Below are 25,600 nucleotides of genomic sequence, written 5' to 3' on the forward strand. Positions count from 1 at the left end.
CCGCAGAATATACTGCGGAATAATGCAATGTGATGCGAAAGGAAGTTTTTGGACAATGAAACTCAACAAGAATACTGCAGCAATCCTCGCCGGCATGATGATGAGCACAGCTTTTGGCGGCACGGCACTAGCCGCGACAGCTGACAGCTTCACGGATGTGCCGAAGGATCATTGGGCCTATGAAGCCTTGGACTATCTGGCAAAAGATGGCATCATCGAGGGCATGGGCGACAATACCTTCCAAGGCGGGCGGACGATGACGCGCTACGAGATGGCGGCGATTGTTGCGAAGGCCATGCAGAAATCCGGTGGATCGGTTGCTGACAAGGCCGTTCTTGAGAAACTTGAGGCGGAGTACGGCGGCGAGCTGGCGACGCTTCGTAAGCAGGTTGAGGCCAACACGGCCCAGATCGAGAAAAACAAGCAGGCGATCGAGCGCGTGAACCTGCATGGTTTTGTGCGCACGCAATGGGATAGCGATAACATCCGGGATGCAGACCAGAAGGACCGCAACCGCTTCTATATGAACTTGCTCGGTGATTTCAAGGTGTCCGATAACTGGACCGCCAAGTTCCAGCTGGAGACCAACCGCCACTATGCGCGCAATACGCAGACGGGAACCACCCATTCGGGTTCGGATGGCACGGATACCGGCCGCATCCAGCGCGTCTGGGCTGATGGCTGGTTCCCGGACCAGAAGCTCTGGGTCAGCGTCGGCCGCACCTGGCGCGGGCTCGGCTTCCAGAATATCCTCTATGGTGCTGAGGCCGATGGCGTCCAGGCCGGTATTGCCGTCAACAAGCAGGGCTTGCAGGTCAGCCCGTTCTACATGGCACCGACCTGGAATGGCTGCGACTTCAGTCTGGGCGGCCTGGCAGTATTCGGCCCGGTCGGCCATAACTGCGACATCAACGTGGCCTATGCGCGCTCGAATAAGGAGAAGTGGTTCGGCAACTACGGCTGGGTCGTCAGTGCTGCTACGAATCTGACCAAGGATCTGCGTCTGACCGGTGACTATGTCCGCACGGGGGCCGAGGACAACAATTCCTCCAAGGCGGTGCGTCTCGATTACAAGAAGACCGACCTCAACAAGCGGGGCTCCTATTCCCTGTATGCGCGTTATATCGACTTTGGTGCAATCGGCGATATCAGCCACGATGATGAGTGGGGATCGCTGCAGTCTGACAGCCGCGGGTGGATTCTTGGCGTCAGGTATGTGCCCTGGAAGAATGTTGAGTGGGAGACACTCTATGAACAGGCTAAGACAAATCATAGCACGGATAAGGAATATACGCGCAAGCTCTTCCGTACGCAGATGGACTTCCATTTCTGAGAGGTGTGAATATGAATCGCAAACAATTCTTGCGGCGGGCCATCGGCACGTCGCTGACGCTGGGCTTGCTCCTGGCTCCGTGTGCGGCGCCTGACGCTGGGGAGCTGCTGTTCTGGCAGCCGGCTTTCGCAGCTGCGGCCGCGCAGCGTGATGTCGTCCTGGTCGGCGACCTGCAGGTGGTGGGCGGTGCCGCTGCGAAGTGGGCACCGTCGGATATGGCGACGAAGATGACGCCGCTGGGCCATGATTTTTATGCGCTGACCATCAAGGACATGCCGGCGGGCACCTATAACTACAAGGTCGCAATCAACGGCAGCTGGGCTGAGAACTATGGCTTGAATGGCATCGCGGACGGTGCCAATGTCTCCTTGACCCTTGAGAAGCCCGGGACGGTCACCTTCTACTATAACGATAAGACGCATCGCATCGCTGACAGCCAGAACTACAAGATGCTGGCGGAAAACGAGCTGCCGGTGATTTCCGGGATTGCGGACGCAGGCGGCACGATGCATGACCTGATGCTGGCGGGCCTTTATCAGATGGAAGCCAAGGTCGCAGCTGGCGACTACACGGTCAAGGTCGCTCAGGCCGGCCAGTCACCGGTCACGCAGACCATCCATATCGAAAAGCCTGCATGGGTCACGTTCTACTACGATGCGGCGAAAAAGCGCATCATCGCCGATGATGGCAGCATCCGCGCAGATAAAGTCTCCCATGACAGCTGGAACAAGGAGGAGCGCGGCCCCTTGGGCGCGGTGGAAGAAGGGACGCCCGTGACGCTTAAACTCCGCACGGGAGCCGGTGATGTGTCTGGGGTGAAGATCATGGTCACCAAGGCCGCGATGACGGCCAAGGGTGGCGATGAGTACAACCCGGACTACGAGGCGGGGCAAACGGCCTATTATCCCATGCGGAAAATCGGTACCAAGGATGGACAGGATATCTGGCAGGGCAGCTTTACGCCGCAGAGCTATGGCATCTATGGCTACAAATTCGTGCTCAACGATACGAAAGAGTATGGCGATGATACCAAGACGGGCGGTACGGGGGAGCTGAAGCTCACAGGGACGAAATACTTCCAGGTAACGGCCTATAAGAAGGGCTTTGAGACGCCGGCCTGGGCCAAGGAAGCCGTTTGCTACCAGATCTTCCCCGACCGCTTCTTCGATGGGGACCCGTCCATCGACAACGCGCGCACGACGGCCCGTGGCAGTCAGCCCGTGCAGCATCGCGCCTGGACGGACTTGCCAGCCAATTCCGGGGCCGGGGCAGCCGATGGTGATGCGTGGGATTGCAACGATTTCTTTGGCGGCGACATTGCCGGCATCACCAAGAAGCTCGATTATCTCAAGGGGCTGGGCATCACGGCCATCTATCTGAATCCGGTTTATGCTGCTTCGTCGAACCATCGCTACGATGCGCGTGACTACAATGCCATCGATCCGCTGCTGGGCGATTTCACGGCCCTGCAGACGCTGACGGCTGAGATGAAGAAGCGCGGCATGCACCTTATCATGGATGGTGTCTACAATCATGTGGGCGATGACTCGGTATACTTTGACCGCTATGGCAAGTATCCGACCGTCGGCGCTTATGAGTATTGGAGCCGCATCTATGACTTGCAGAATAAGCAGGGGCTCTCGCTGGAGGCGGCTAAGGCCGAGGCCCAAAAGCAGCTGGAGGCTGAGGGGCAGGTATTTTCTCCTTATCACTGGGAGGATTGGTTTGATATCCGCAATGTAAAAGGCCGTGACGAGATGGGCGCGAAGTACGACTACCATTGCTGGCAGGGCTTCTCGAGTCTCGCGCCGTTCCGCGACAAGGACTATCCGGGCTATGATGCGAAGACGCCTGCCCACACGGACCTGGGGGACTATCTGCTCTATGGCCGTGCGGGCGACAAAGGCGTCATGATCAAGTGGTTCGACTACGGCCTGTCGGGCTGGCGGCTCGATGTGGCCAAGGAGGTACCGCCGGGCTTCTGGGCCAAGACCCGCGCGGCGGTCAAAGCGGTGAAGACGCAGACTGGCGATACACCGCTGCTCCTGGCCGAGATCTGGCAGGATGGCTCGCAGTTCTTCCTGGGGGATACGATGGATTCGGTCATGAACTACAAGCTGTCGGATGCTATCGGCCAGTTCGTGATGGGTGGCAAGGCGCAGGATGCCGATGACGTGCTCACGCAGCTGCGGCAGAACTATCCGCAGGAGGCCCTTTACAACCTGATGAATATCGTCGATTCGCACGATACGGCACGGGCCATCTATCTCTATGGAAATGGCAAGGACAATGTGCTCCAGCCGACGCGGCGCGATTTTGACTATGCGCTGGGCAAGGCGCGGCTCAAGATGGCGGCGGCTTTCGAGCTCGGCTATCCGGGCATGCCGACCATTTACTACGGCGATGAAGCCGGAAGTTTCGGCTCCAAAGACCCCGATTGCCGTCGTACGTTCCCGTGGGGCAAAGAGGATAAGGACTTGCAGGCCTTCTATAAGAAAGCCATTGCAGCCCGCAACAACAACAAGAACGTCTTTGCCCTCGGCGGCATTGCAACCCTTGCCGCCAAGGACAACATCTATGCGTATCAGCGCACGGCCGTCGATGGCTCGGGCAAGATTGGTGTCGTAGCACTGAACAATGGCAAAGCCCAGCAAGTGACCTTCAAAGTGGCAGCCCCAGAGGGTACGGTGCTCAAAGACCAGCTTTCCGGTCTGCAGGCAACCGTCAAAAAGGGGGAACTGTCCTTCCGGCTCGGCGAGAATCAGGCGGTCATGCTGGTCAGTTGAATAAAACGAATATTTTCTTTGCGAAATTTGTATAATGGCGTTATAATGGACATAGTAAAAGGCTACCGGTGACGGTCAGCCCTACAGAGTTAACAACGAGTAAGAATCGCCGCCTTCTGATTGGACGTCTTCAGGCGGCTTTTCTTATGACTTTATGGTTAGTACAAGCGCCAGAACTAGAATCAGTATCAGATAAAATTCATATCTACTCATGGTTCAGCGCCCCTTCCCAGGGCCATAGATTTACCGCCACCGTTCGGTAGCCATGACGAGAGTATACTATAAGTGTTATTGGAATAGCAATAACCTCATATGTTGCTGTATACATGATTTATAGATAGAAGTCTGCGAGAAAAATCGCAGACTTCTATTTTTTTCGGTGGGCTTATGATACAATAAAAGTTAGTATGTAAGAAAGGTGGAGGGTAAGCATGAAAATTACCATCGGCAGTGATCACGGCGCTGTCCAGCTCAAAGAAGAAGTCAAGATGGTCCTCAAGGAATACGGCGACATTGAGGTGACAGATGTCGGTACCTTCGGCACGGAGTCGGTCGACTATCCCGATATCGCCGAGAAGATTTGCGCGGATGTCGTCTCGGGAAAATCCGACCGTGGCATTGCGCTTTGCGGTACGGGCATCGGCATCAGCATTGCCTGCAACAAGGTCAAGGGAATCCGCTGCGCACTTTGCAGCGATGTCTACTCGGCTAAGATGTCGCGCCAGCACAACAATGCCAATGTGCTCGCGATGGGCGGCCGCGTCACGGGCTTTGGTCCGGCTGGCGAGATCGTCCGCGCCTGGGTTGAGACGGAGTTCGAGGGCGGCCGTCATGAGCGCCGCGTGAACAAGATCATGGCCCTGGAGCAGAACTGACTGCTGTCTATTCCCAATAAAATATAAGCAAGTGTCCGCATTCATCTGTCTTTTTTAGGAGGTTCTCCCTATGAGTCTTATGGAAACACTGAAGAAATCCGATCCGGAAATCGCCGCCCAGCTCGATAATGAGCTGAGACGCCAGCGCACGAAGCTCGAGCTTATCGCTTCGGAAAATATCGTGAGCAAGGCGGTGCTTGAGGCCCAGGGCAGCGTGCTGACCAACAAGTACGCCGAAGGCTACCCGGGCAAGCGCTACTATGGCGGCTGCGAATTCGTGGATGAGGTGGAGACACTGGCCATCGAGCGGGCCAAGAAGCTCTTTGGTGCGGAGTATGCCAACGTGCAGCCGCACTCGGGCGCACAGGCCAATATGGCGGTGTTCTTTGCCCTGCTGCAGCCGGGCGATACGGTCATGGGCATGAACCTCACGGATGGCGGACATCTGACCCATGGCAGCCCGGTCAACATGTCGGGCAAGTACTTCAACATCGTGCCGTACGGTGTTACGAAGGAGACGGAGACGATCGACTACGATGCGCTTGAGAAGCAGGCGGAGGAGTGCCAGCCGAAGCTCATCGTCGCCGGTGCATCGGCCTATGCGCGTGTCATCGACTTCCCGCGCCTGTCTGAGATCGCGAAGAAAGTCGGCGCCTATCTGATGGTCGACATCGCGCACATCGCCGGCCTGGTCGCTGCCGGGGAGCATCCGAGCCCGATCCCGTATGCCGATGTCGTCACGACGACGACCCATAAGACGCTGCGCGGCCCGCGTGGTGGCATGATCCTTTGCCGTGATGCGGAGTTCGGCAAGCAGTTCAACAAGGCCGTATTCCCTGGCATCCAGGGCGGCCCGCTTATGCACGTCATCGCTGCCAAGGCCGTCGCGCTGGGCGAGGCTCTGCGTCCGGAGTTTAAGGAGTACGCCAAGCAGCTCAAGAAGAATGCCAAGGCACTTGCTGATACGCTGTCTGCTGACGGTTTCCGCATCGTCTCGGGCGGCACGGACAACCATCTGATGCTGGTCGATTTGACGAGCAAGGGCATCACGGGTAAGGAAGCCCAGTTCGTCCTCGACGAGGTCAATATCACGGCCAATCGCAACACGATTCCGTTCGAGCCGTTGTCGCCGTTTGTCACGAGCGGTATCCGTCTCGGCTCTCCGGCACTTACGACGCGCGGATTCAAGGAAGAGGATATGGTAGAAGTAGGGAATATCATAGCCATGGTCCTTAGCGATCCGCAGAACGAAGACGTCAAGGCAGCAGCCCGCAAGCGCGTAGCTGCTCTTTGCGAAAAATATCCGCTTTATGAATAAGAGAAACTGAAGGAGAAGAAAGAAAATGTCTGAAGATATGAAAGTAACCGTAATCGATCATCCGCTGATCCAGCACAAGCTCACGCTGATGCGCCAGAAGGACACGGGCACTAAGGACTTCCGTGAGCTTTTAGAGGAGATCGCGATGCTCATGGCCTATGAGATCACGCGTGATTTCCCGCTCAAGGAGATCGAGATCGAGACGCCGGTCACGAAATGCAAGGCTAAGGTGCTGGCTGGCAAGAAAGTCGGTGTCGTACCTATCCTGCGTGCTGGACTCGGCATGCTCAACGGCGTTGTCAACATGATTCCGGCTGCCCGCGTCGGCCATGTCGGCATGTACCGTGACCCGAAGACGCTCAAGCCGGTCGAGTACTACTGCAAGCTGCCGAACGATGTCGCTGAGCGCACGCTGATCGTTGTCGATCCGATGCTCGCAACGGGCGGCAGTGCGGCTGCAGCCCTGTCGCTGCTCAAGGAGAAAGGCGCAAAATCCATGATCCTCATGTGCCTGGTCGCAGCGCCGGAAGGCATCAAGGTCATCAACGAAGAGCATCCGGATGTACCGCTTTACGTAGCGGCTATCGATGAGAAGCTCAACGAGAAGGGCTACATCGTCCCAGGCCTCGGCGACGCCGGCGACCGTATCTTCGGCACGCTGTAATATACAAGCCTTACCTGCAAGGGAACCCATGAAAAGGGTAAACGAGGTGTAGGATATGAAGGCATATCCTCTTCAATTTCGCCGGCAGAAACCAATAGGTGATTATATTTTGGATTTTTATTGTTCGCGTGCCGGATTAGCAGTAGAATTAGATGGCGGTCAGCATTATGAAAGCGAGGCAATTGCTTATGATGCGGCACGGACGCAGTATCTCCAGACGGTTGGGATTCGCGTGCTGCGCTTCTCGAATCGGGATATATGGGAGAATTTTACTGCTGTTTGTTCGGCTATAAGCCTAGCGGCAGAAGCTGGACAGGAAAAATGAGGTGTCAGGCAAAGTTCGGGAGCAGGCCTTCCCCTTAGGGGAAGGTGGCCCCGAAGGGGTCGGATGAGGTGGTACGATACGCGGAACCTCATCCGCCTCACGCTGTTCGGCACCTTCCCCTTAGGGGAAGGCTTATTTAGTAGGTTAAAGGAGTAAGTATTTTGAGTAATTTAGAAGTAGGTATTGTCGGCCTGCCAAATGTCGGCAAGAGCACTTTGTTCAATGCAATCACGAAGGCTGGTGCTGAGGCAGCTAACTTCCCGTTCTGCACGATCGAGCCGAATGTCGGCGTCGTCGCAGTGCCGGATGAGCGCCTCAAGGTGCTGCATGAGATGTACGATTCCAAGAAGACGACGCCGGCTTCGGTGCGCTTCGTCGATATCGCTGGGCTTGTCAAGGGGGCTTCGAAAGGCGAGGGCCTGGGCAACAAGTTCCTCGAGCATATCCGTCAGGTCGATGCAGTCGCGCATGTCGTACGCTGCTTCGATGACCAGAACATCACGCATGTCGAGGGCGGCATCGATCCGCTGCGCGACATCGACATCATCCAGACCGAGCTTTGCCTCGCGGATCTCGAGGTCGTCGAGAAGCGCATCATGAAGGTGGCCAAGCTCGCGAAATCCGGTGCCAAAGAAGCCCGCGTGGAGGATGAAATCCTGCGCCGTATCAAGGAGGCTCTGGATGAAGCCAAACCGGCCCGCCAGGTTGACTTGAGTGCAGACGACCTTGAGGTCATCAAGGATATGAACCTCATCACGCTGAAGCCGACGCTCTACGTCACGAACGTAGCCGAGGATGAAGTCGCTACGGCCTTCGACGAGAATGCCTATGTGCAGAAGGTCAAGGAATTCGCCGCGCAGGAAGGGGCAGAGGTCGTTGCCATCTCGGCCAAAGTCGAGTCGGAAATCGCTGAGCTCGACGAGGAAGAAGCCAAGGCGTTCCTCGAGGATCTCGGCGAGACCGAAAGCGGTCTTGACCGTCTGATCAAGGCAGCCTTTGACCTTCTGGGGCTCCAGACGTTCCTGACGGCTGGCCCGGACGAGTGCCGTGCCTGGACGATTGTCAAAGGGACGACAGCACCGAAGGCTGCGGGCAAGATCCATACGGATTTCGAGCGTGGCTTTATCCGTGCTGAAATCGTCAACTATGATGACCTTGTCGCCAATGGCAGTGTCGCAGCTGCACGCGAAAAAGGACAGGTCCGCGTCGAAGGCAAGGACTACGTCATGCAGGATGGCGATGTCGTAAACTTCCGCTTTAACGTATAAGTACAATAGCTATAGCAAAAAGCCGTCCATTTGGTCTTGGACGGCTTTTCTCCCTCTACGGCTGACTTTTGCCCGAGGTATTTGCTGATGGCTGTGCTATTTCATCAGCACGGTGAACAGATAGTTGGCTACCATTCCTGCAAGTAAAGAAAGCAAGAAGTCACGCAACAAAGGTAAATATCGCATGAACTACCCTCCCTTCCGCTGAGAGGTGCACAGCAAAATGATTATAGCATTTTTTGTAGTTGTGTGCTACAATATGGGTAAGGTAAATGTCGTATGAACAACGACAAGCGTTGCTGGTTGACTGCCTGCGACGCAGGAGTCCGCTATTCGGACAATAAAAGCCATCCTTTTGGTCAAGGATGGCTTTTTGTGTGCAGATTTTGTGGCAGGTTTTTACATTATTTTGCCCGGATATTCACGAAGACATCGTAGAGGGCGACGCCGGGGGCACCGGTGCTCAGCGTGCCTAGGTCGGTGGCGCGGCCGCCGTTGAGAGCGTTTAGCCTGCCTCGGCGGCTGCTGCCCTGATAGCTCAGCAGGACGTCGGGAGACAGGTACTCGTCATAGTGGATGGTAGCGGTAATCTTACCGTACTCGTTCCAGAGAATGACCGGCTGCCCCTCAGATAGGCGGCGTTTTTGGGCAGCGGCGGGATGGATATAGACGCGGGGGTATTCGGGCAGTTCGTGCAGCTGCGTGTGGATTTGCCCGTTGATGTTCTGCTGGGCGTGCGGGGTGATGAAGTGGAAGGGATAGGCTGGTGTCGGCAGGAGCAGCTCGATGTTTTCGGGCAGATCGCAGCAGTGGAATTTGCCGTCATCTGTCGCAAAGTGGCCGCCTTCCCAGGCAATGGATGATGCGCGCACCTTGATGGCACCCGCGCATAAGTCGCGCCAGCCGTTGATGCCAAGCTGCTCGCAGACAGCTGGCGTGAACTCAGCATCGAGGAACTCTTCATCGGTTTGTCCGGCGGGGAAATCGCTGGTGCCAGGCGCAAGCTCGTTTAGGCGGCGCGTCAGCAGACGTGCGATCTCGAGGTCGCTTTTCGTCTCGCCGCGCGGGGCGATGGCGGGCTCGTTGACGCCGAGCCAGTGCTGGAAATAGCCGGTATAGACGTCAAGGCTCTCAAATTCCGTAGTGACGGGCAAAACGATATCCGCCATCTCGGCGGTCTGGGTCAGGAACTTATCAGCGACGACGACGAGCTCGAGATCCTGCCAGCAGGCCCGCAGCTTATGCGGGGCGACGTCCTGGCCGATTAGATTGCGGCAGGCCACCCAGAGCAGGCGGACGGGCGGCTCCTGCAGGGAGCTTAGCCGCTGGGCGAACTGGTTGATATTGATGTAGCGGGTGTCTTTCCGTGCTCGCTTGGTGGCGTGCGGGAAGGGGACGCCGGCACGCTCGGCAAAGTTGACGCCGCCGCCGGCGATGCCGATATTGCCCGTCAGCATAGAGAGGGCGTCGATGAGCCGGATCGTAAGGCCGCCCTGGATGTGACGCTGCATGCCAAAACCGCACCAGATATGCATGGGATGGTGTGTGGCGATAAGGTCTGTCAGCATTTCGATGGTCGCTTCGTCCTGATCGATGGCTGCATAGAGAGCTTTGGTATCAAGGCGGCGAATCTTTCGCAGCAGCGGTGCAGCGCCTAGGATGCGCGGGTCGTCAGCCTTTAGTGCGCCGCGGGCGGCAAGGTTTTTCAGCAGCAGCAGCACCAGGGCGGCGTCGCTGCCCGGGCGCGTTTGGATATAGTAGTCAGCTTTGCGGGCCGTCTCCGTATAGACGGGATCGATGACGACGATCTTGGCCCCGTGATCCCGGGCGGTGTATAGGGCTGGCAGCGAGTGGATGGAGGTCCAGGCTGGATTCACGCCCCAAAGGATGATGAGTTGCGAGTGGACGAGGTCGTGGATCGCGGACGTGACATTGCCGCCGAAGTCGAGCTTTTGGGCATCGATGCCGGAGGAAAAGCAAGGCGTGCCAGTTGTCTGCGTCGTTGGCCCGAGGCTGTTGAACATGCCCTCACAGGCATAGTGGAGCAGGCCGAAATTGCCGGAATACTTATTGAGGCACAAAGGCAGCGTGGAGCTGTAACGTTCCTTGAGTTCCAGGATTTTGCGGGCGATGATGTCGATGGCGGTATCCCAGCTGATGCGCTGCCAGCGTCCCGTGCCGCGTCCTGCCTGGCGCAGCGGGAACAGCAGCCGCTGTGGGTGCTCGACCGTGCCGAGAATCCAGCTGGACTTGGAGCAGAGCTGGAAGAAGGCCGGATCGGTGCTGCCATCGCCAACCAGCTTCTCGATGCGGCCGCCCCGTGTATAGGCGAGCATCGGGCAGGAGTCGTAGCAGTTGCGCGGGCAGGTATGGTGCGTGACTTGATAGCCGTCCTCGTTATACATGGGGGCCACATCCTTTCGCTTCGGTGGAGAGGGTCAGGGCTTCATGCGGGCAGTTGCCCGTGCAGACCGCGCAGGCCGTGCAGCGCAGCGGGGAAAACTGGACTTTCTTGCCGCTGGCACTAGAGGCGTCCTCCGTGATGGTGATGGCCTTTTCGGGGCATAGCATCGCGCAGAGCCCGCAGAAATTGCAGCTGCCGCTGACCGTCAAGGCGGGGAAAAGATTACAGGTCTCAGTCTGTTGTTTTTCAAGCCAGATGACCGGATCGAAGGCATATAAGCGCTCGGTCTGGGCGGCGGTGAAGTCAGCGACGCCCTGGGCGGTAGCCGATAGCAGCGAGCGGAAGAAGGAGCGGCGGGCGACTTTAGGCTTTGACGGGGCTGCTTCGCGGACATGGACGAGGCGGATGGACGCTTTGCCCGCCTTTTCCAGCGCCTGATTGCAGGCAGCGATTTCCTGATCGAGCCATTGGCTGACCGCAGGGTTGCAGGCGGCGCAACGCGACGTGTCGATGGCGAGCGGGCGGCGGCTGGCAAGAGCCCAGAGCAGCTGACGGGTAAGTGCGCCCAGGCATTGCATGCCGTGTGCACTCACTTGGGCACACATGAGTACCTGCGGCTCAAGCGCAGTCGTCTGGCTGAGACAGCTGTCGTAATCGACGCAGCTTTGTACGGCACCTGTGGGGCAGACCGCCGTGCAGAGCCCGCAGTCATCGCAGCGGTCCGCATCGACGACGCGATTCTTGACGGCCTGCTGTGGGCAGACTGTCTCGCAGCGGTTGCAGCTTACGTTGGTATAGTGGAACAGGCACCGGTTCAGATCGATTTCGCGTTTGGCCATATTTCGAAACACCTTTCTTTTCGTACGATTCGAATCTGTGGTATAATTGTATGATGTAATTATACCATAGTTTGAAATTTCGCCAAAACATAGAAGAACTTGGCGGGTAGTGTAAGGAGGGGCGTCATGCGGCCGCATCAACTAGGATTCCAGGTGGACTTATCGCGCTGTGTCGGCTGCCGTGCCTGTGAGCTGGCCTGCCAGTACCAGCATCCGGGGACGCCGGGGGGCTTCCGCCATTTGGAGCGGCTGCATGCCGATGTGCGGGCGCAGGGCTTGCTCTCGCTGGCCTGCAATCATTGCGCGGTGCCGGAGTGCCTGCGGGTGTGTCCGGAGCATTGCTACGATAAGCTGCGCAATGGCATTGTGCGCCATCATAGCGAGAAGTGTGTCGGCTGTGGCCGCTGTGTCGGGGCCTGTCCGTTTGAGGCGCCCAGGATCAATCCGCAGACGCGGAAGGCGGAGAAGTGCGATCTCTGCGCCGACAGGCAGGCGGCAGGCCAGCTGCCTGCCTGTGTCGAGGCTTGTCCTGTAAAGGCGCTGCGCCTGATTGAGATGGATGAGGATGAAGAAGCAGATGCGAATCTGCTTGGCTCTCCCTTGCTTCGGTATACCCAGCCATCCATCCGCTTTATCGCGGCACGGCAGCCGAGGTGTTTTTGGCGTAAGGAGGCCGGTGGTCATGAACCAAAAGATGAATAAGGAAGACCTTTGGCAGCAGACGACCTTGCAAGGGAAATTGCGGCTGGCCGCTGAAAGGACAGGGCTGGAGCTGGCGGTTATCGATCAGGCAGGCGAGCTGGTGCAGCGGACCGCAGGTTTTGCCGAGGGGGAGCTGTCGCGGCTGCGCAATCGCCGGCAGGCATTGCTGCAGCAGGATATGACGCCCTTTGCCGGCTTGTTCCTGGTGCCAATAAGTTATGGGACGCAGTCATTGGGTTGGCTGGTGACAGCGCTTGGTGAGGAGAATTTGACCAGCGGGCGGGAAATGATGCTCAAGGAGTTATCCCGCCATCTTTCATTCCTGCTCTGGCATGAGGAGGAGATGCGGCAGGAGACGCGGCGCCATCGGGAGCAGTTCCTCTACGATGTGTTCTATCATAACTTCGAATCATCGGAGGAAGTCATCTATATCGGTACGTTCTGGAATATGGATCTCGACCGGCCCCATTATGTGGTGGTGGCTGAGTTCGACCAGCCTCTGTTGGGCGGGCGCTCGAAGCAGTGGCTCGATGATCTCGAACATGGCTGGCAGCGCGTGCTGCTTTACCGTTTTACGCAGCCGATCACCATGCAGCTGAGCAACCAAGTCATCCTGCTGCTGCCCGTGCTGGCGGTATCCGGCATCCGGCAGGCCAGTGCCCCGCAGCAGCTGCAGCATGCTGCTGAGCTGATACGCAAGGCGCAGCCGCAGCTGCCGCCTTTCTCGCTGGGCATCGGCCGCGTCTATCCGGCTGTGGCTGACATCTGCCGCAGCCTGCAGGAGGCACGGCAGGCGGTGAGCCTTGGCCGCTTCCATCATCCGGAAAACGGTGTCACCTGCTATGAGGAGCTGGGCGTCCTGAAGCTGCTCTCCCATATCCGTACCGAGGAGCTCGACGATTTTGTGCAGGACATCCTCGGGCCGCTCATGGCCTATGATGACGCCAACAAGACGGACTATCTGCGGACGCTCGAGATCTATTTCCAGGAGAATGAGTCTCTGCCGCAGGCAGCAGAGCGCATGTTCATCCATGCCAATACGCTGCGCAATCGCCTGAAGAAGATACAGGACGTGCTCGGTGTCGACCTGGGCAGGGCTGACAGGCGTGTGCGTTTCTATGTAGCTTGCCAGGCGATGCGCATCATCCAGCGGCAATAAGCGTGAGGCACAAAATGTTCCTGTGTAAAATTTTATAAGTATTGCGGGAATGTTTGGATAAGTTCACAGTTTATTGCGGGCAATTTTTTATTACAATGGAAAAATAGGACTTAATGAGTATGATAAAATTTACTTATGAGAGCGTGGAATGGATATGTATGAGCATGAATCTAGGGATAGGTTGCTGAAAAAAGCGGAAATCTATCGGGAACTTTCGGAGTACTATTCTGGAGTGCTGTATTCCGGCAAATCGGCAGTCCGGCATATCGGCAAGCTGCTGGCTATCCGGCTGGCAGTGCCAGGGATTGTCGCGGGTACAGCGGATGATTACAATCGGCTGTTTATCGCGCCACATACGCGGCTGGCACCGCCGCTGGCGGATGTCTATTGTGAGGAGCGGCCGCTGGCGATGCGGCTCGAGAGCCTGCGGGTACGGCAGATCTGTGAGGAAGCAGGTCTGGATATGCTGCAGCAGGAAGAGTCTGGTGACCACTTGCACTATGCTTTGGCGTATATGAGCTGCCTTCTTGAGGCCTTGGGCCGCCGGCATCTCGATATGCAGCTGGCAGACCGCCTTTGGGATGCGTACCAGCTGTTCCTGCGGGACCATCTGCTGAGCTGGGTGTTCGAGCATCTCGACGATGTCCGTCGCCGCAGTGAGTCGGTGTTCTGCCAGAGCGTGGCTGCAGCTGCCTGCTCTTTCCTGCAGACCGAGCAGGAAGCCATGTACTTTGAAGTACGCGAAGCCTGAATAGGATATAGAAGTGAGATCGGGAGGTCTTGCTTGCAATAGAACAGCCCGCTGACATCGCAGTCAGCGGGCTGTTCGTGCATGGGATGTGATTGAAATATGATAACTTATATGTTATCGTATTTTTGAGCTTTACTCCGCATCGGCGCGTTTTACGATGGCACGCACCATTTTTTCGAATTTGGGGCGCGGCAGCATGACGAGATGGCCGCAGCCCTGGCATTTGAGCCGGAAGTCCATGCCGACGCGCAGGATTTCCCATTCGCTGCTGCCGCAGGGATGCGGTTTTTTCATGCGGACGATATCGCCGAGTTTGTATTGTTGCTTTTCCATTGTTTGTCCCCCTTGTGAGGTAATAGTCTATGAAAGTTGCTGTACTGCAGATGGAGGTCGCGTTTGGCGCGCCTGAAAAGAATATCGCGAATTTCTACCGGCTGACTGAGCAGGCTATGGCGCAGCGTCCCGATGTTCTGCTGCTGCCGGAGCTTTGGCGGCTTGGCTTCTATCCGCGGCCCATCCTTGACTATGCCGATGCGGATGGCGCGCAGACGCGGCGGGCGCTTGCCGAGCTTTCGGCGCGGTATCAGGTCAACATCGTTGGCGGGACGGTGGCCAATGCCATTGGCCGGCAGGTATTCAATACCTGCTACGTCTTTGACCGCACAGGCCGGCTGACGACGACCTATCATAAGACGCATCTCTTCACGCCCAGCGGCGAGAAGGATGACTTCCAGCCTGGCGACAGCGTCGTGACCTTTACGCTCGACGGGGTCAAGTGCGGGCTGGCGGTCTGCTATGATATCCGCTTCCCCGAGCTCGCCCGCCGTCTGGCCCTTGAGGGTGTGGCTGTGCTGTTCGTACCGGCCGCCTGGCCGCTGGCACGGCTCATCCATTGGCAGACTTTGATCCGGGCCCGCGCCATCGAGAACCAGATTTTCGTCGTAGCCTGCAACGAGTCCGGCACGGGAGCTGGCGATCTGCAGCTGGCCGGCCACTCGGCCATCATCGATCCCTGGGGCGAGATCCTCGCGCAGGCAGGTGAGCAGGAGACGATCCTGCAAAGCACCCTGCGGCTGGCCGTGCGCCAGCAAATCAAGGAAAATATGGATGTCTTTTCCGATCGGCGCGAGCGGCTCTACCTGCCGAAGATACCTATATCATAGCATAGTGGGGGCATAGCGGAAAGCACGCTGTTTTATAAATGTGTAATTTCTTTTCTTGCTATATGGATATACCCGATTGGATAGGGCAGGCAGATTTTTGAAATCATACATATGAGCCGCAGTGCCTGAGCAGGTAAGCAGCGTCGGAATGTTGGAACCGGCGCTGCTTTTTCGTTGATGCAGTGGGGCGTCTTTTTTTATAGTTGACTTAGAAAACTATCTAATCAAATCATAACGAAAGAATAATGGTTCGTTAATTGTAATTGACTTAGTCAAGTATTATACTGAAAGTGTCCTAAGGGAAAGGGGCACGGATAGATGAGCACTGAGGAAACAAGGAAACTCATGAGCTCCGCCGGACTTCCCCAGGATAGAAGATTTTATTTCTTTTCGTTTAACGAAATGGAGGAGATTATCATGAAAAAGACTATTGTTTCGGCTCTGACTACGGCACTGGTTGTCGGCGCTGCTTCGACTACTTTTGCTGCCACGAACCCGTTCTCGGATGTCCCATCTGATCACTGGGCTTACGATGCTGTATCCCAGCTGGCTGCTGATGGCATCATCGAAGGCTACGGCGATGACACCTTCAAGGGCGACAAGAACATCACGCGTTATGAGATGGCGCAGATGGTCGCCAAGGCCATGGCCAAGAACCCATCGGGTGCCGACAAGGCCCTCGTCGACAAGCTCGCTGCTGAGTTTGCCGATGAGCTCAACACGATGGGCGTCCGCGTCAGCAACCTCGAGCGCAACGCCGACAAGGTAAAATGGAATGGCGAGGCTCGCTACACCTACACGAATACGGACGTTGCTAAGGAAAAGACCGACAGCAATGACCTGCTGCTCCGCCTCGAGCCGAGCGCTGAGGTCAACGATAACTGGCATGTCAATGCCCGTCTCGATGCAGACCTTGATGTCAGTGGCGATGGCGAGAGCACTGTCGACCTCAAGCGCATCTGGGCGCAGGGCGACTACGACAACTTCAGCATCAAAGCTGGTAAACTGCCGATGCAGGTCGATGGCAACTCGATCCTCGATAGCCAGATGTCTGGTGCAGCCCTGACCGCTGGCAAGGATCTGAAGTTCACGGTCCAGGGCGGCCGCTGGAAACTCAACGATGCCAACAACGTAAATGCTAACATCGCCGGTGCTGGCAACGAGACGGCCTCGGTCGGCAGTGCTGGCCTGCAGTACGACAAGGATAAGCTGTCCCTGGGTGCAGGCTACCACTACATCGGCACGGATGCCTTCAAGGCAGCCGCTGGCTATGGCGACCATGACTCGGCTGGCATCTGGACAGCTAATGCGAAGTATAAATTCGACAACAACGTAGCCCTCGGCGGCATGTATGCGCAGAATACGCAGGCCGATAAATACGCCAAAGCTGGCTCGGTCGAGCTCGACTACAAGGGAGCAACGCCGGAGAATGCTGGCTCCTGGGGCGCCTATGTGGCCTATCGCAACCTCGGCCAAAACGTAGCCCTCGCTCCGACCTATGATGGCGCTTGGGCTGGCACGAAAGGCTGGGAGGTCGGCACGAACTATGCGGTTGCCAAGAATACGGTAGCCAGCCTCAAATACTTCAACGGCAAGACGATTGCAGGCGATAATGATGCATCGAAAGTCTTCGGCCGCGTCCAGTTCATGTTCTAAAAACAATTTTAATAAAAAAATAATTTAACCAAAGGTCTCGTGGTGCAATTGCCGCGAGGCCTTATTTTATGCGGTTTCGTCGTATTTGATTATGAAAAATAGATTAAAATCGGATTTTAGCGGGAACTATTCTCAATTAGAGGGCTTGTTCCTAAAAGTTATTTATGCTACGATAAGGCCAGTTCAGAAACGCATCAGAGGATGAGACTGAGGAAACATGGATACTCATGAGGACTCCTGTGATGTGGGCTGGACAGTCCAATTCATTCTATTTTACAGAAGGAGGAGTTTCTCATGAAGAAGACTCTCGTATCCGCTCTGACGACCGCACTGGTTGTTGGCGCAGCTAGCACGACGTTTGCTGCTGCAAATCCGTTCTCCGATGTACCGGCTGACCACTGGGCATACGATGCTGTTGCTCAGCTCGCAGCTGACGGTGTAATCGAAGGTTATGGCGATTCCACGTTCAAAGGCGACCGCAACATCACGCGTTATGAGATGGCTCAGATGGTAGCAAAAGCTATGGCAAAGAGCACGTCCGGCGCTGACAAAGCTCTCGTTGACAAACTCGCTGCTGAGTTCGCTGATGAGCTGAATAACCTCGGTGTTCGCGTTGCTAACCTCGAGCGCAATGCTGACATGGTTAAATGGAACGGTAAAGCTGAGTACACGTTCCAGAACTTCCATCATGAGGCTAAGACGGCTGCAGAGGATAGAGATGACAGAACGAATCAGGTACTGTTCCGTCTCGAGCCGTCCGCTGAGGTCAACAGCAACTGGCATGTAAAGGCTCGTCTTGATGCTAAGGATAACCTGAGCGATGATGAGACGACGAATGTTGCACTCAAACGCGTATGGGCACAGGGCGACTATGACAACTTCCAGGTTAGAGCTGGTAAGTTCGGCAACAAGATTGCTAGCGATGTTATCTTTGATGACACGTTCTCCGGCGTTGATGTAACGTTTGGTAACCAGCTGAAAGCTACGCTGGCTGCTGGTCGTGTAAGCAACGAGACGCTTCTCGATATCCCGTCTGCATTGGCTGATTGCACTGCAAAGCAGGCAACTGTTTTCGGGGCTAAAACGGACTACTATGGTATCGGTCTGAACTATGACGGCGGCAGCAAGTTGACGGCTCGTGCTGGTTATCAGCATTTCGGCATTCATCAGCATCATCGTGTGTTGGATGCTAAGACGATTAAGGACAACGTTTGGTCCGTTGGTGCCAACTACAAGTTCGATAAGAACGTTAACATTGATGCAGTCTATGCTCGTGGCAGCGTTGATAAGCAGTATGAGGAGAACAAGACGGCCTTTGCTTATACGCTGAACTACAAAGGCGCACAGCCGGAGAACAAAGGCTCCTGGGGTGCTTGGGTAGGCTATCGTTACCTCGGTGAGGGCGCAGCTCTCCATCCGACGTACGATGTCGTTGAGCGTGGCTACAAAGGCTTCGAAATCGGCGTGAAATACACGGCTCTGAAGAACGTTGTTACGCAGCTCCAGTATGGTAACGGCGCTAAGATCGGTGCTGGCGACCATCACGGCTACAACTCCCTGTTCGGCCGCGTTGAGTTCCTGTTCTAATCTAACGATTAGCAATAGCTACACGCAAATCAAAGACCTCCGCATTCGCGGAGGTCTTTTTGTGTGCCCAAAAGCCTTCCCCTCGGTCAATATTGAAACAAATTTTCAATTAAATCTTTACAATTAAACCTAAGTTATGATATGATAAGAGTCGTTTGAGAAAGCCATTAAAGGATTAGATTGAGGAAACATGGACACTCATGAGCTTCCTTTGATGGAGAATCAAACAAAATATATCTATTGAAGGAGGAGTTTTTCATGAAGAAGACTCTCGTATCCGCTCTGACGACCGCACTGGTTGTTGGCGCAGCTAGCACGACGTTTGCTGCTGCAAATCCGTTCTCCGATGTACCGGCTGACCACTGGGCATACGATGCTGTTGCTCAGCTCGCAGCTGACGGTGTAATCGACGGTTATGGCGATTCCACGTTCAAAGGCGACCGCAACATCACGCGTTATGAGATGGCTCAGATGGTAGCAAAAGCTATGGCAAAGAGCACGTCCGGCGCTGACAAAGCTCTTGTTGACAAACTCGCTGCAGAGTTCGCTGACGAGCTGAACAACCTCGGCGTTCGCGTTGCTAACCTCGAGCGCAATGCTGACATGGTTAAATGGAACGGCAAAGCTGAGTACACGTTCACGCGTAATCACTATGAAGGTCAGAGCAGCCAGGACAACAGAGAGACGAATGATAACAATGTTCTGTTCCGCCTCGAGCCGTCCGCTGAGGTCAACAGCAACTGGCATGTAAATGCTCGTCTCGATGCAAATATCAACCTGAGCGATGATACTGCAGAAGACAACGTTAAACTCAAACGTGTCTGGGCACAGGGCGACTACAAGAACTTCCAGGTAAAACTCGGTAAGTTCGGCAACTCGATTGCTAACGATGTTGTTTTCGATGACACGTTCTCCGGTGCTGAGGTAACGTTTGGTAACCAGCTCAAAGCTACGGTTGCTGCTGGCCGCGTAAACGGTGGCACGTTCTCCAACATCAGTGAAATGAACAAAGCCGAGAAGGCTGCAAGAGGTGTAGATCACGATGTTCTGAAGACTGGCACTGCAGATTACTTCGGCATTGGTGTAAATTATGATGCTGCTAGCAAACTGTCTGCTCGTGCTGGCTATCAGCATTTCCGTATGCATGATATGCAGGAGTTCACCGGTAATTATACAGCAACACTACCACGTGAACCGATTTTCACTGCTGGAGAGAGCCAGTCGATCGGCGTATGGAACGTTGGTGCAGGCTACAAGTTCGACAAGAACGTTGCTCTTGATGCTGTTTATGCTCGTTCCAATGTCAAAGACCAGGATGCTCAGAAGACGGCTTTCGCTTATACGCTGAGCTATAAAGAAGCACAGCCGGAGAACAAAGGCTCCTGGGGGGCTTGGGCTGGCTATCGCTTCCTCGGCAATCGCGCTGCTATGCATCCGACGTATGATGTCGTTGGCGTTGGCTACAAAGGCCTCGAGATTGGCGTTAAATACACGGCTCTGAAGAACGTTGTCACGCAGGTTCAGTATGGTAACGGCTCCAAGATCGGTGCTGGCGACCATCACAACTACAACACGCTGTTCGGCCGTGTTGAGTTCTTGTTCTAATCGGACGATTAGTATAGTTACAATAAGCAAAAGACCTCCGCATTTGCGGAGGTCTTTTTGTCGTAATTGTAATTAGTTTTTTATTAAATATTTACAATTAAGTATTGATTATGATATGATAAGAATTGTTTAAGGATTTATCAAGGGAATCTGAGGAAACATGGACACTCATGAGCTTCCTTTGATGGAGATTTGAACAAAATCATACTATTTAAGGAGGAGTTTTTCATGAAGAAGACTCTCGTATCCGCTCTGACGACCGCACTGGTTGTTGGCGCAGCTAGCACGACTTTCGCTGCTGCAAATCCGTTCTCCGATGTACCGGCTGACCACTGGGCATACGATGCTGTTGCTCAGCTCGCAGCTGACGGCGTAATCGAAGGTTACGGCGATTCCACGTTCAAAGGCGACCGCAACATCACGCGTTATGAGATGGCTCAGATGGTAGCAAAAGCTATGGCAAAGAGCACGTCCGGCGCTGATAAAGCTCTCGTTGACAAACTCGCTGCAGAGTTCGCTGACGAGCTGAACAACCTCGGCGTTCGCGTTGCTAACCTCGAGCGCAATGCTGACATGGTTAAATGGAACGGCAAAGCTGAGTACACGTTCACGCGTAAACACTTTGAGGCTAAATCTTCTGAGGCTAACAGAAATGATAATGACAATACGGTTCTGTTCCGTCTCGAGCCGTCCGCTGAGGTCAACAGCAACTGGCATGTAAATGCTCGTCTCGATGCTACGATCGACCTGAGCGATGATACGGCACAGGACAATGTCAAACTCAAACGTGTCTGGGCACAGGGTGACTACAAGAACTTCCAGGTAAAACTCGGTAAGTTCGGCAACTCGATTGCTAACGATGTAGTATTCGATGATACGTTCTCCGGTGCTGAGGTATCCTTCGGCAAAGAGCTCAAAGCTACGCTGGCTGCTGGCCGTGTAAACAATGATACGCTCATGAAGACGGCAGGCACTGTGCTTGTTGGTGAGCAGACGGATTACTATGGCATCGGCTTGAACTATGGTGTCAGCAAGCTGTCCGCACGTGCTGGCTTCCAGCATTTCGGCATCCATGAGAGCGCAACGCGGGCTGCTGCTCGTGGTGAAGCAGCTGAGACGGTTAAAGACAACGTTTGGTCTGTTGGTGCTGGCTACAAGTTCGACAAGAATATTGCCCTTGATGCAGTTTATGCTCGCGGCAGCGTTGATATGGAGAAACATCCGGTTGAGAGCAAAACGGCTTTTGCTTATACGCTGAACTACAAAGAGGCTCAGCCGGAGAACAAAGGCTCCTGGGGTGCTTGGGTAGGCTACCGTTACCTCGGCTCCGGTGCTGCTCTGCATCCGACGTATGATGTTGTAAGCCGTGCGTACAAAGGCTTCGAGATTGGTGTTAAGTACACAGCTCTGAAGAACGTTGTTACGCAGATTCAGTATGGTAACGGCGCAGCAATCGGTCAGAATGGCAATAAGCCAAAGTACAACACGCTGTTCGGCCGCGTTGAGTTCCTGTTCTAATCTAACGATTAGCAATAGCAACAACAAAACCAAAGACCTCCGCATCCGCGGAGGTCTTTTTGTGTATTGAAAAGGACTGACTTAATCGCTGTTGTCCAGTATTTTGTGTTATACTGGGGTGTGCCAATAAGTTTGTGTAAATAAAATTAATAGCCTATATCGTAACGTTCCATAAGTGATGACATTCGATCGTCAATCAGTAACTGATTTCGTACCATTGCCCAATTTTGGACTCGATGGTTTTCCCATTTTTTGTAGAGCTCTAGAATCCGCAGATAGAAAATTTTATATACTGCGGTGTCATTCGGGAAGGCACCTTTTTTCGTGACCTTACGGAAGCTGGAATTGACGCTCTCAATGGCATTGGTCGTGTACATAACCTTACGTACGGCACTACCATAGTTAAAGAGCTGCTCCACATGGATGAAATTGTTTTCCCATACAGCTATAGCGCCGGGGTAAGCAGACCAGTCTTTCTTAAGTTCCGCAAATGCCTGCCGTGTTGCGTCTGCGTTCACAAAGTCGTAGTTAGCTAAAATCTGTTGAGCAATCTGCTCGCCTGGGGTATTCGGTGTATCTTTACGTTTTGCCATTGTTACCTTCCTTGTCTATGCTTGATTACCCCAGTATGGGGCATAAAATAGCTTTGCGCAAATTATTTTACACAAACTATTTTACACTCCCTGTTAAGTGATAAAACAGTTTCCTAAAATGCTTAGAGCTTATTATGTGCATAAGTTCTTTTTTTTATTGCAGAAATAGAGACAATACGCTAAGATAAAAAAGAGTATAAATGATATATGGGGGAATATTGAGTATAATATACATCAAAAACTTTTTGAGAGTACGTATATAAGAGATAGGCGTTTTGTATGAAAATACAGGGAGACATAAAGATGATAAAGATAGTAAGGGAATTAGTAGAATATCTGGAAAGTAATGATATCTCGGATGAGGATGTATCTTTAAATAAAATAGAGAATGCGATAACAGGTGATCTCTCTGAATTAATTCAATATTCTGATAATGACATTTCAGATAGTATAAAGGGAGCGATAAAAAACACAAACAATACCCAAATAGAGAAAATAATTAATAGAATTAAGATGGAACAGTCCATAAAAAAATATGCAGATGAAAATGAAACAGAGAAACGTGATGAAGAAAAAAGCTATTTATTAGAATTGTTTTCAGAAGTGGCTGCGCCAGATGAGATTATTATTGATAATGGCAAGGTGAAGCTTGAGTATTCCTATTGTGATAGCGATGAATTAAGAAAAAAAGTAAACGGAATTAGAAAGTGGAAAATAGATAACGCAAGAGAGACGATATCCAAGGAATTAGGGATTCCTATTGAGAACATTACGGTAATAAAAAGTGTGAGTGAATATGTTGAGTTTATTGCTAGTTTAGATTGTGAATATAATTATGTTTCTCGTGGTCAAAAAGATTGTACTTTTGAATTGAAGCCGTCTTTACATAGAATTTATTCAGGAGAATATGCGAGTCATTCTGCGATTTTAGAGACTGAATTCAAGCAGAAGGTATCATTCTATGATGAGTCGCTTAATAGAAAATCTGTTGAGGAAATTAGAGCGTATGCGCAACATTTTGGCCTCCCGACTAATTATTTAGACTTTACAGAGGCTCACTTGATATCGCTGCTGTTTGCGGTTGAAGAGTACGAGTATAATATACAACATTCTATTGTATATTTTGTAGATGCAATGTCGTATAATATGGATGTAATAAAAGAAGAGGTAAAACTGGTAGATTTTTCAAATGAAAATGATAGAGAGGGGAAAGAGAAGAAGTATAGTGATAAATCTTACTTTATAAAGGTTGGAAATTCAAATGAACGAATTCATTTTCAAAAAGGTTGCTTTTTGAAAGTTGCTTCTGGTGGGGATTTGAAATTACTACTTAGTAGATATACTAAAATTGTATTAATTGATAAAGAATGTAAAGAACGAATATTAAAGGATTTATTTAGTTTGGGAATAACATTTGAAAATATATATCCAGACAAAGATAATGTTGTAAAGACCATAAAATTCATGAAGAATAATATGTGAGGACTGATTACAATGAAGTTACCTGTTAATGTTAAATATACACGCCCATTGATATCGATACAGGATATGATTAATTTTATTGACAAGGGAGAAAAGTTTCTTAGATGTACAGAATCGGTCATGTCTGATGTTGAACAATTAGAATATTTTCAGGGTATTATTTTGAGCCCTGACTATCAAAGAGAATATCGGTCTAAGGTGGGAGAAGAGAGTTCTATCATAGAGTCTATAATTTTAAATATTCCCATCCCTGAAATTTTTTTAGTAAAAACTAATAATAATGAAATGCAATTACGACATGTGATGGATGGGCAACATAGATTAACTGCTATTTATAGGTTTATAAAGGATAAGTATGCATTGTCGGATTTAGAATTATTGAAAGACAATGAAAAGTACAAGAATAAAAAGTTCTCTCAATTGGACAAAGAAACGAAATTCAAAATATTGGGCAGTCATCTTTCAGTACTTGAATTTGAAACATTTGATGATGATGAAATGGAAATTGAGTTATTTAAAAGGTATAATCGAAATACCAAACCTTTGGAAAAACATGAAATGTCAATGGCTACATATTATTCAAATGCCAGCGTTTATATTACAAGATTTTTAAATGATGTAGTTGATAATGCAACGAAAAAAATCGAATATAGTCAGTACTGGAAGATTTATAATATTACAGCTGATAGGAAAAACAAACAACGTAACCATCAAGAATTATGTATTATTATGAATGTTTTATTGAACGGATTAACTATTCAGGCAAAAGATGGAGTTGAGATTGCTGATAAGTTCTTGTCCGATCAAGCTACGCTTTATAGGATTGGGAAAGAAAAAAACATCGATAAGATTAAAGAAAAATTTTTAGCATTTAATCAGTTTATGCTTCGTTTATCCCAAGATGTTGAGTATCCATTTTCTACGGCAGTATTTAAGGGCGATGATAATAGATCGACTAAGTTCCACACAGGGGTTTCTATCATATTAGCAGCTATTTATTATTATTTTGATATTGATTTGGAATCGAAATATTTACATGGAAACATAAAAAGAATATTACAGAACAGTCCTGTGGGTGATGATACGTACAATGCTTCTAGTACAAATATGAAGAATATAATAAAATATTTTTGTAAGATCAACAAAGTGTTTGATGAAAAATATGAGGCGTTGACTTTGAAAAAAGATGTTACATTACCACGTATAAGTCAAACGGATAATGTCGATAAATAAGCAGAGCGTTAGCATATTGGGAATAAAATGAGTGGTATTATTCCATGGTAATTGCATTGTATATTGCTATACTTATATGCGACAATATATGAGAATCCTACCCACATTGCTTAGTTAAACGCAGGCGTCATGGAGTGTCTGTATGAGCTGTTATTATGCGGGATGTGCCAAGGGACGCTCCTCTAAGGAGCTTTTCGTAAGGGCTATTTAGCTGTAGGATGTGAAATATTCAGCCGACAGAAAGCATATTGTAAAAAAGCCTTGCACTAGCAACAACAAAAACAAAGACCTCCGCATTCGCGGAGGCCTTTGTTGCGTGCCGTAATTTGATTTCGGTTC

At 52.1% G+C, this 25,600-nt stretch carries 21 protein-coding genes; 17 read left to right on the forward strand and 4 right to left on the reverse strand.

Annotated features, from left to right (window positions below):
• Window positions 1-55: 55 nt before the first annotated feature.
• The 7 genes from FZ041_RS04125 (at window position 56) to ychF (ending at window position 8,569) form a co-directional block, all read left to right on the forward strand.
• Window positions 56-1,333: an S-layer homology domain-containing protein gene (locus FZ041_RS04125; RefSeq protein ID WP_149188623.1), complete on the forward strand. Its 1,278-nt coding sequence runs from the start codon at window positions 56-58 to the stop codon at window positions 1,331-1,333.
• An 11-nt stretch (window positions 1,334-1,344) separates the two neighbouring features.
• A complete protein-coding gene (locus tag FZ041_RS04130) occupies window positions 1,345-4,119 on the forward strand; it encodes an alpha-amylase family glycosyl hydrolase (protein WP_149188624.1) in 2,775 nt (924 codons plus the stop codon).
• Window positions 4,120-4,550: 431 nt separating this feature from the next.
• Entirely contained in the window at window positions 4,551-4,994 is a 444-nt protein-coding gene (gene rpiB / locus FZ041_RS04135; protein ID WP_075443299.1) for a ribose 5-phosphate isomerase B, read from the forward strand.
• A 70-nt stretch (window positions 4,995-5,064) separates the two neighbouring features.
• Complete coding sequence (gene glyA, locus FZ041_RS04140; RefSeq protein ID WP_075443297.1) at window positions 5,065-6,312, forward strand: serine hydroxymethyltransferase; 1,248 nt, start codon at window positions 5,065-5,067, stop codon at window positions 6,310-6,312.
• A 25-nt stretch (window positions 6,313-6,337) separates the two neighbouring features.
• The gene (gene upp, locus FZ041_RS04145) at window positions 6,338-6,976 is read left to right on the forward strand and encodes a uracil phosphoribosyltransferase (protein ID WP_173433097.1); all 639 of its coding nucleotides are present in this window, start codon (window positions 6,338-6,340) and stop codon (window positions 6,974-6,976) included.
• Window positions 6,977-7,031: 55 nt separating this feature from the next.
• Window positions 7,032-7,301, forward strand: a complete 270-nt coding sequence (locus tag FZ041_RS04150; protein ID WP_149188625.1) for an endonuclease domain-containing protein — start codon at window positions 7,032-7,034, stop codon at window positions 7,299-7,301.
• 161 nt (window positions 7,302-7,462) lie between these two features.
• On the forward strand, window positions 7,463-8,569 hold the full coding sequence (ychF, locus tag FZ041_RS04155) for a redox-regulated ATPase YchF (RefSeq protein WP_075443295.1): 1,107 nt from the start codon (window positions 7,463-7,465) through the stop codon (window positions 8,567-8,569).
• 404 nt (window positions 8,570-8,973) lie between these two features.
• Here the strand turns inward: ychF and FZ041_RS04160 are convergent, their stop codons facing one another.
• Both FZ041_RS04160 and FZ041_RS04165 read right to left on the reverse strand, forming a co-directional pair.
• Entirely contained in the window at window positions 8,974-10,974 is a 2,001-nt protein-coding gene (locus FZ041_RS04160; protein ID WP_149188626.1) for a molybdopterin-dependent oxidoreductase, read from the reverse strand.
• Window positions 10,967-11,812: an ATP-binding protein gene (locus tag FZ041_RS04165; RefSeq protein WP_187626303.1), complete on the reverse strand. Its 846-nt coding sequence runs from the start codon at window positions 11,810-11,812 to the stop codon at window positions 10,967-10,969. Before FZ041_RS04165 ends, FZ041_RS04160 begins: the two co-directional genes overlap by 8 nt.
• A 126-nt stretch (window positions 11,813-11,938) precedes the next feature.
• Here FZ041_RS04165 and FZ041_RS04170 point away from each other — a divergent pair, with 126 nt between their 5' ends.
• From FZ041_RS04170 to FZ041_RS04180, 3 genes are all read left to right on the forward strand, one after another.
• Entirely contained in the window at window positions 11,939-12,514 is a 576-nt protein-coding gene (locus tag FZ041_RS04170; protein ID WP_149188691.1) for a 4Fe-4S dicluster domain-containing protein, read from the forward strand.
• Window positions 12,495-13,673 carry a PucR family transcriptional regulator gene (locus FZ041_RS04175; RefSeq protein ID WP_149188628.1) on the forward strand — a complete coding sequence of 393 codons (1,179 nt, stop codon included), beginning with the start codon at window positions 12,495-12,497 and terminating at the stop codon, window positions 13,671-13,673. Before FZ041_RS04170 ends, FZ041_RS04175 begins: the two co-directional genes overlap by 20 nt.
• Before the next feature lie 148 nt (window positions 13,674-13,821).
• A complete protein-coding gene (locus tag FZ041_RS04180; protein WP_149188629.1) occupies window positions 13,822-14,424 on the forward strand; it encodes a TorD/DmsD family molecular chaperone in 603 nt (200 codons plus the stop codon).
• A gap of 132 nt (window positions 14,425-14,556) precedes the next feature.
• Here the strand turns inward: FZ041_RS04180 and FZ041_RS04185 are convergent, their stop codons facing one another.
• Window positions 14,557-14,757 carry a DUF951 domain-containing protein gene (locus FZ041_RS04185; RefSeq protein WP_149188630.1) on the reverse strand — a complete coding sequence of 67 codons (201 nt, stop codon included), beginning with the start codon at window positions 14,755-14,757 and terminating at the stop codon, window positions 14,557-14,559.
• Window positions 14,758-14,786: 29 nt separating this feature from the next.
• Between FZ041_RS04185 and FZ041_RS04190 the strand changes: the two genes are divergently transcribed.
• The 5 genes from FZ041_RS04190 (at window position 14,787) to FZ041_RS04210 (ending at window position 21,953) form a co-directional block, all read left to right on the forward strand.
• Window positions 14,787-15,587: a carbon-nitrogen family hydrolase gene (locus FZ041_RS04190; protein ID WP_149188631.1), complete on the forward strand. Its 801-nt coding sequence runs from the start codon at window positions 14,787-14,789 to the stop codon at window positions 15,585-15,587.
• A gap of 417 nt (window positions 15,588-16,004) precedes the next feature.
• Window positions 16,005-17,243, forward strand: a complete 1,239-nt coding sequence (locus FZ041_RS04195; protein WP_149188632.1) for an S-layer homology domain-containing protein — start codon at window positions 16,005-16,007, stop codon at window positions 17,241-17,243.
• Between the two features lie 294 nt (window positions 17,244-17,537).
• Window positions 17,538-18,830 (forward strand): S-layer homology domain-containing protein, encoded by a 1,293-nt coding sequence (locus tag FZ041_RS04200; RefSeq protein ID WP_149188633.1) that lies wholly within the window; start codon window positions 17,538-17,540, stop codon window positions 18,828-18,830.
• Between the two features lie 258 nt (window positions 18,831-19,088).
• Window positions 19,089-20,435: an S-layer homology domain-containing protein gene (locus tag FZ041_RS04205; protein WP_149188634.1), complete on the forward strand. Its 1,347-nt coding sequence runs from the start codon at window positions 19,089-19,091 to the stop codon at window positions 20,433-20,435.
• 228 nt (window positions 20,436-20,663) lie between these two features.
• On the forward strand, window positions 20,664-21,953 hold the full coding sequence (locus FZ041_RS04210; protein WP_149188635.1) for an S-layer homology domain-containing protein: 1,290 nt from the start codon (window positions 20,664-20,666) through the stop codon (window positions 21,951-21,953).
• A 146-nt stretch (window positions 21,954-22,099) separates the two neighbouring features.
• On the opposite strand, the gene FZ041_RS04215 is transcribed toward FZ041_RS04210, so the two are convergent.
• Entirely contained in the window at window positions 22,100-22,546 is a 447-nt protein-coding gene (locus tag FZ041_RS04215) for a transposase (RefSeq protein ID WP_255449238.1), read from the reverse strand.
• Window positions 22,547-22,849: 303 nt separating this feature from the next.
• On the opposite strand from FZ041_RS04215, the gene FZ041_RS04220 reads away from it, so the two are divergent.
• Window positions 22,850-24,028, forward strand: a complete 1,179-nt coding sequence (locus tag FZ041_RS04220; RefSeq protein WP_187626304.1) for an FRG domain-containing protein — start codon at window positions 22,850-22,852, stop codon at window positions 24,026-24,028.
• A gap of 12 nt (window positions 24,029-24,040) precedes the next feature.
• Window positions 24,041-25,261, forward strand: a complete 1,221-nt coding sequence (locus FZ041_RS04225) for a DUF262 domain-containing protein (RefSeq protein ID WP_149188637.1) — start codon at window positions 24,041-24,043, stop codon at window positions 25,259-25,261.
• The last annotated feature ends 339 nt before the right edge of the window (window positions 25,262-25,600 follow it).

The sequence above is a fragment of the Pseudoselenomonas caprae genome (assembly GCF_008271345.1).
In the GTDB taxonomy this organism is placed as follows: domain Bacteria; phylum Bacillota; class Negativicutes; order Selenomonadales; family Selenomonadaceae; genus Selenomonas_A; species Selenomonas_A caprae.

What these genes read in the sequence shown, in the direction of transcription:
- FZ041_RS04125 (WP_149188623.1), top strand. Translation starts at nt 56, where the DNA reads ATGAAACTCAACAAGAATACTGCAGCAATCCTCGCCGGCATGATGATG.
- FZ041_RS04130 (WP_149188624.1), top strand. Translation starts at nt 1,345, where the DNA reads ATGAATCGCAAACAATTCTTGCGGCGGGCCATCGGCACGTCGCTGACG.
- rpiB (WP_075443299.1), top strand. Translation starts at nt 4,551, where the DNA reads ATGAAAATTACCATCGGCAGTGATCACGGCGCTGTCCAGCTCAAAGAA.
- glyA (WP_075443297.1), top strand. Translation starts at nt 5,065, where the DNA reads ATGAGTCTTATGGAAACACTGAAGAAATCCGATCCGGAAATCGCCGCC.
- upp (WP_173433097.1), top strand. Translation starts at nt 6,338, where the DNA reads ATGTCTGAAGATATGAAAGTAACCGTAATCGATCATCCGCTGATCCAG.
- FZ041_RS04150 (WP_149188625.1), top strand. Translation starts at nt 7,032, where the DNA reads ATGAAGGCATATCCTCTTCAATTTCGCCGGCAGAAACCAATAGGTGAT.
- FZ041_RS04160 (WP_149188626.1), bottom strand. Translation starts at nt 10,974, where the DNA reads ATGTATAACGAGGACGGCTATCAAGTCACGCACCATACCTGCCCGCGC.
- FZ041_RS04165 (WP_187626303.1), bottom strand. Translation starts at nt 11,812, where the DNA reads ATGGCCAAACGCGAAATCGATCTGAACCGGTGCCTGTTCCACTATACC.
- FZ041_RS04170 (WP_149188691.1), top strand. Translation starts at nt 11,939, where the DNA reads ATGCGGCCGCATCAACTAGGATTCCAGGTGGACTTATCGCGCTGTGTC.
- FZ041_RS04175 (WP_149188628.1), top strand. Translation starts at nt 12,495, where the DNA reads ATGAACCAAAAGATGAATAAGGAAGACCTTTGGCAGCAGACGACCTTG.
- FZ041_RS04180 (WP_149188629.1), top strand. Translation starts at nt 13,822, where the DNA reads ATGGATATGTATGAGCATGAATCTAGGGATAGGTTGCTGAAAAAAGCG.
- FZ041_RS04185 (WP_149188630.1), bottom strand. Translation starts at nt 14,757, where the DNA reads ATGGAAAAGCAACAATACAAACTCGGCGATATCGTCCGCATGAAAAAA.
- FZ041_RS04190 (WP_149188631.1), top strand. Translation starts at nt 14,787, where the DNA reads ATGAAAGTTGCTGTACTGCAGATGGAGGTCGCGTTTGGCGCGCCTGAA.
- FZ041_RS04195 (WP_149188632.1), top strand. Translation starts at nt 16,005, where the DNA reads ATGAAAAAGACTATTGTTTCGGCTCTGACTACGGCACTGGTTGTCGGC.
- FZ041_RS04200 (WP_149188633.1), top strand. Translation starts at nt 17,538, where the DNA reads ATGAAGAAGACTCTCGTATCCGCTCTGACGACCGCACTGGTTGTTGGC.
- FZ041_RS04205 (WP_149188634.1), top strand. Translation starts at nt 19,089, where the DNA reads ATGAAGAAGACTCTCGTATCCGCTCTGACGACCGCACTGGTTGTTGGC.
- FZ041_RS04210 (WP_149188635.1), top strand. Translation starts at nt 20,664, where the DNA reads ATGAAGAAGACTCTCGTATCCGCTCTGACGACCGCACTGGTTGTTGGC.
- FZ041_RS04215 (WP_255449238.1), bottom strand. Translation starts at nt 22,546, where the DNA reads ATGGCAAAACGTAAAGATACACCGAATACCCCAGGCGAGCAGATTGCT.
- FZ041_RS04220 (WP_187626304.1), top strand. Translation starts at nt 22,850, where the DNA reads ATGATAAAGATAGTAAGGGAATTAGTAGAATATCTGGAAAGTAATGAT.
- FZ041_RS04225 (WP_149188637.1), top strand. Translation starts at nt 24,041, where the DNA reads ATGAAGTTACCTGTTAATGTTAAATATACACGCCCATTGATATCGATA.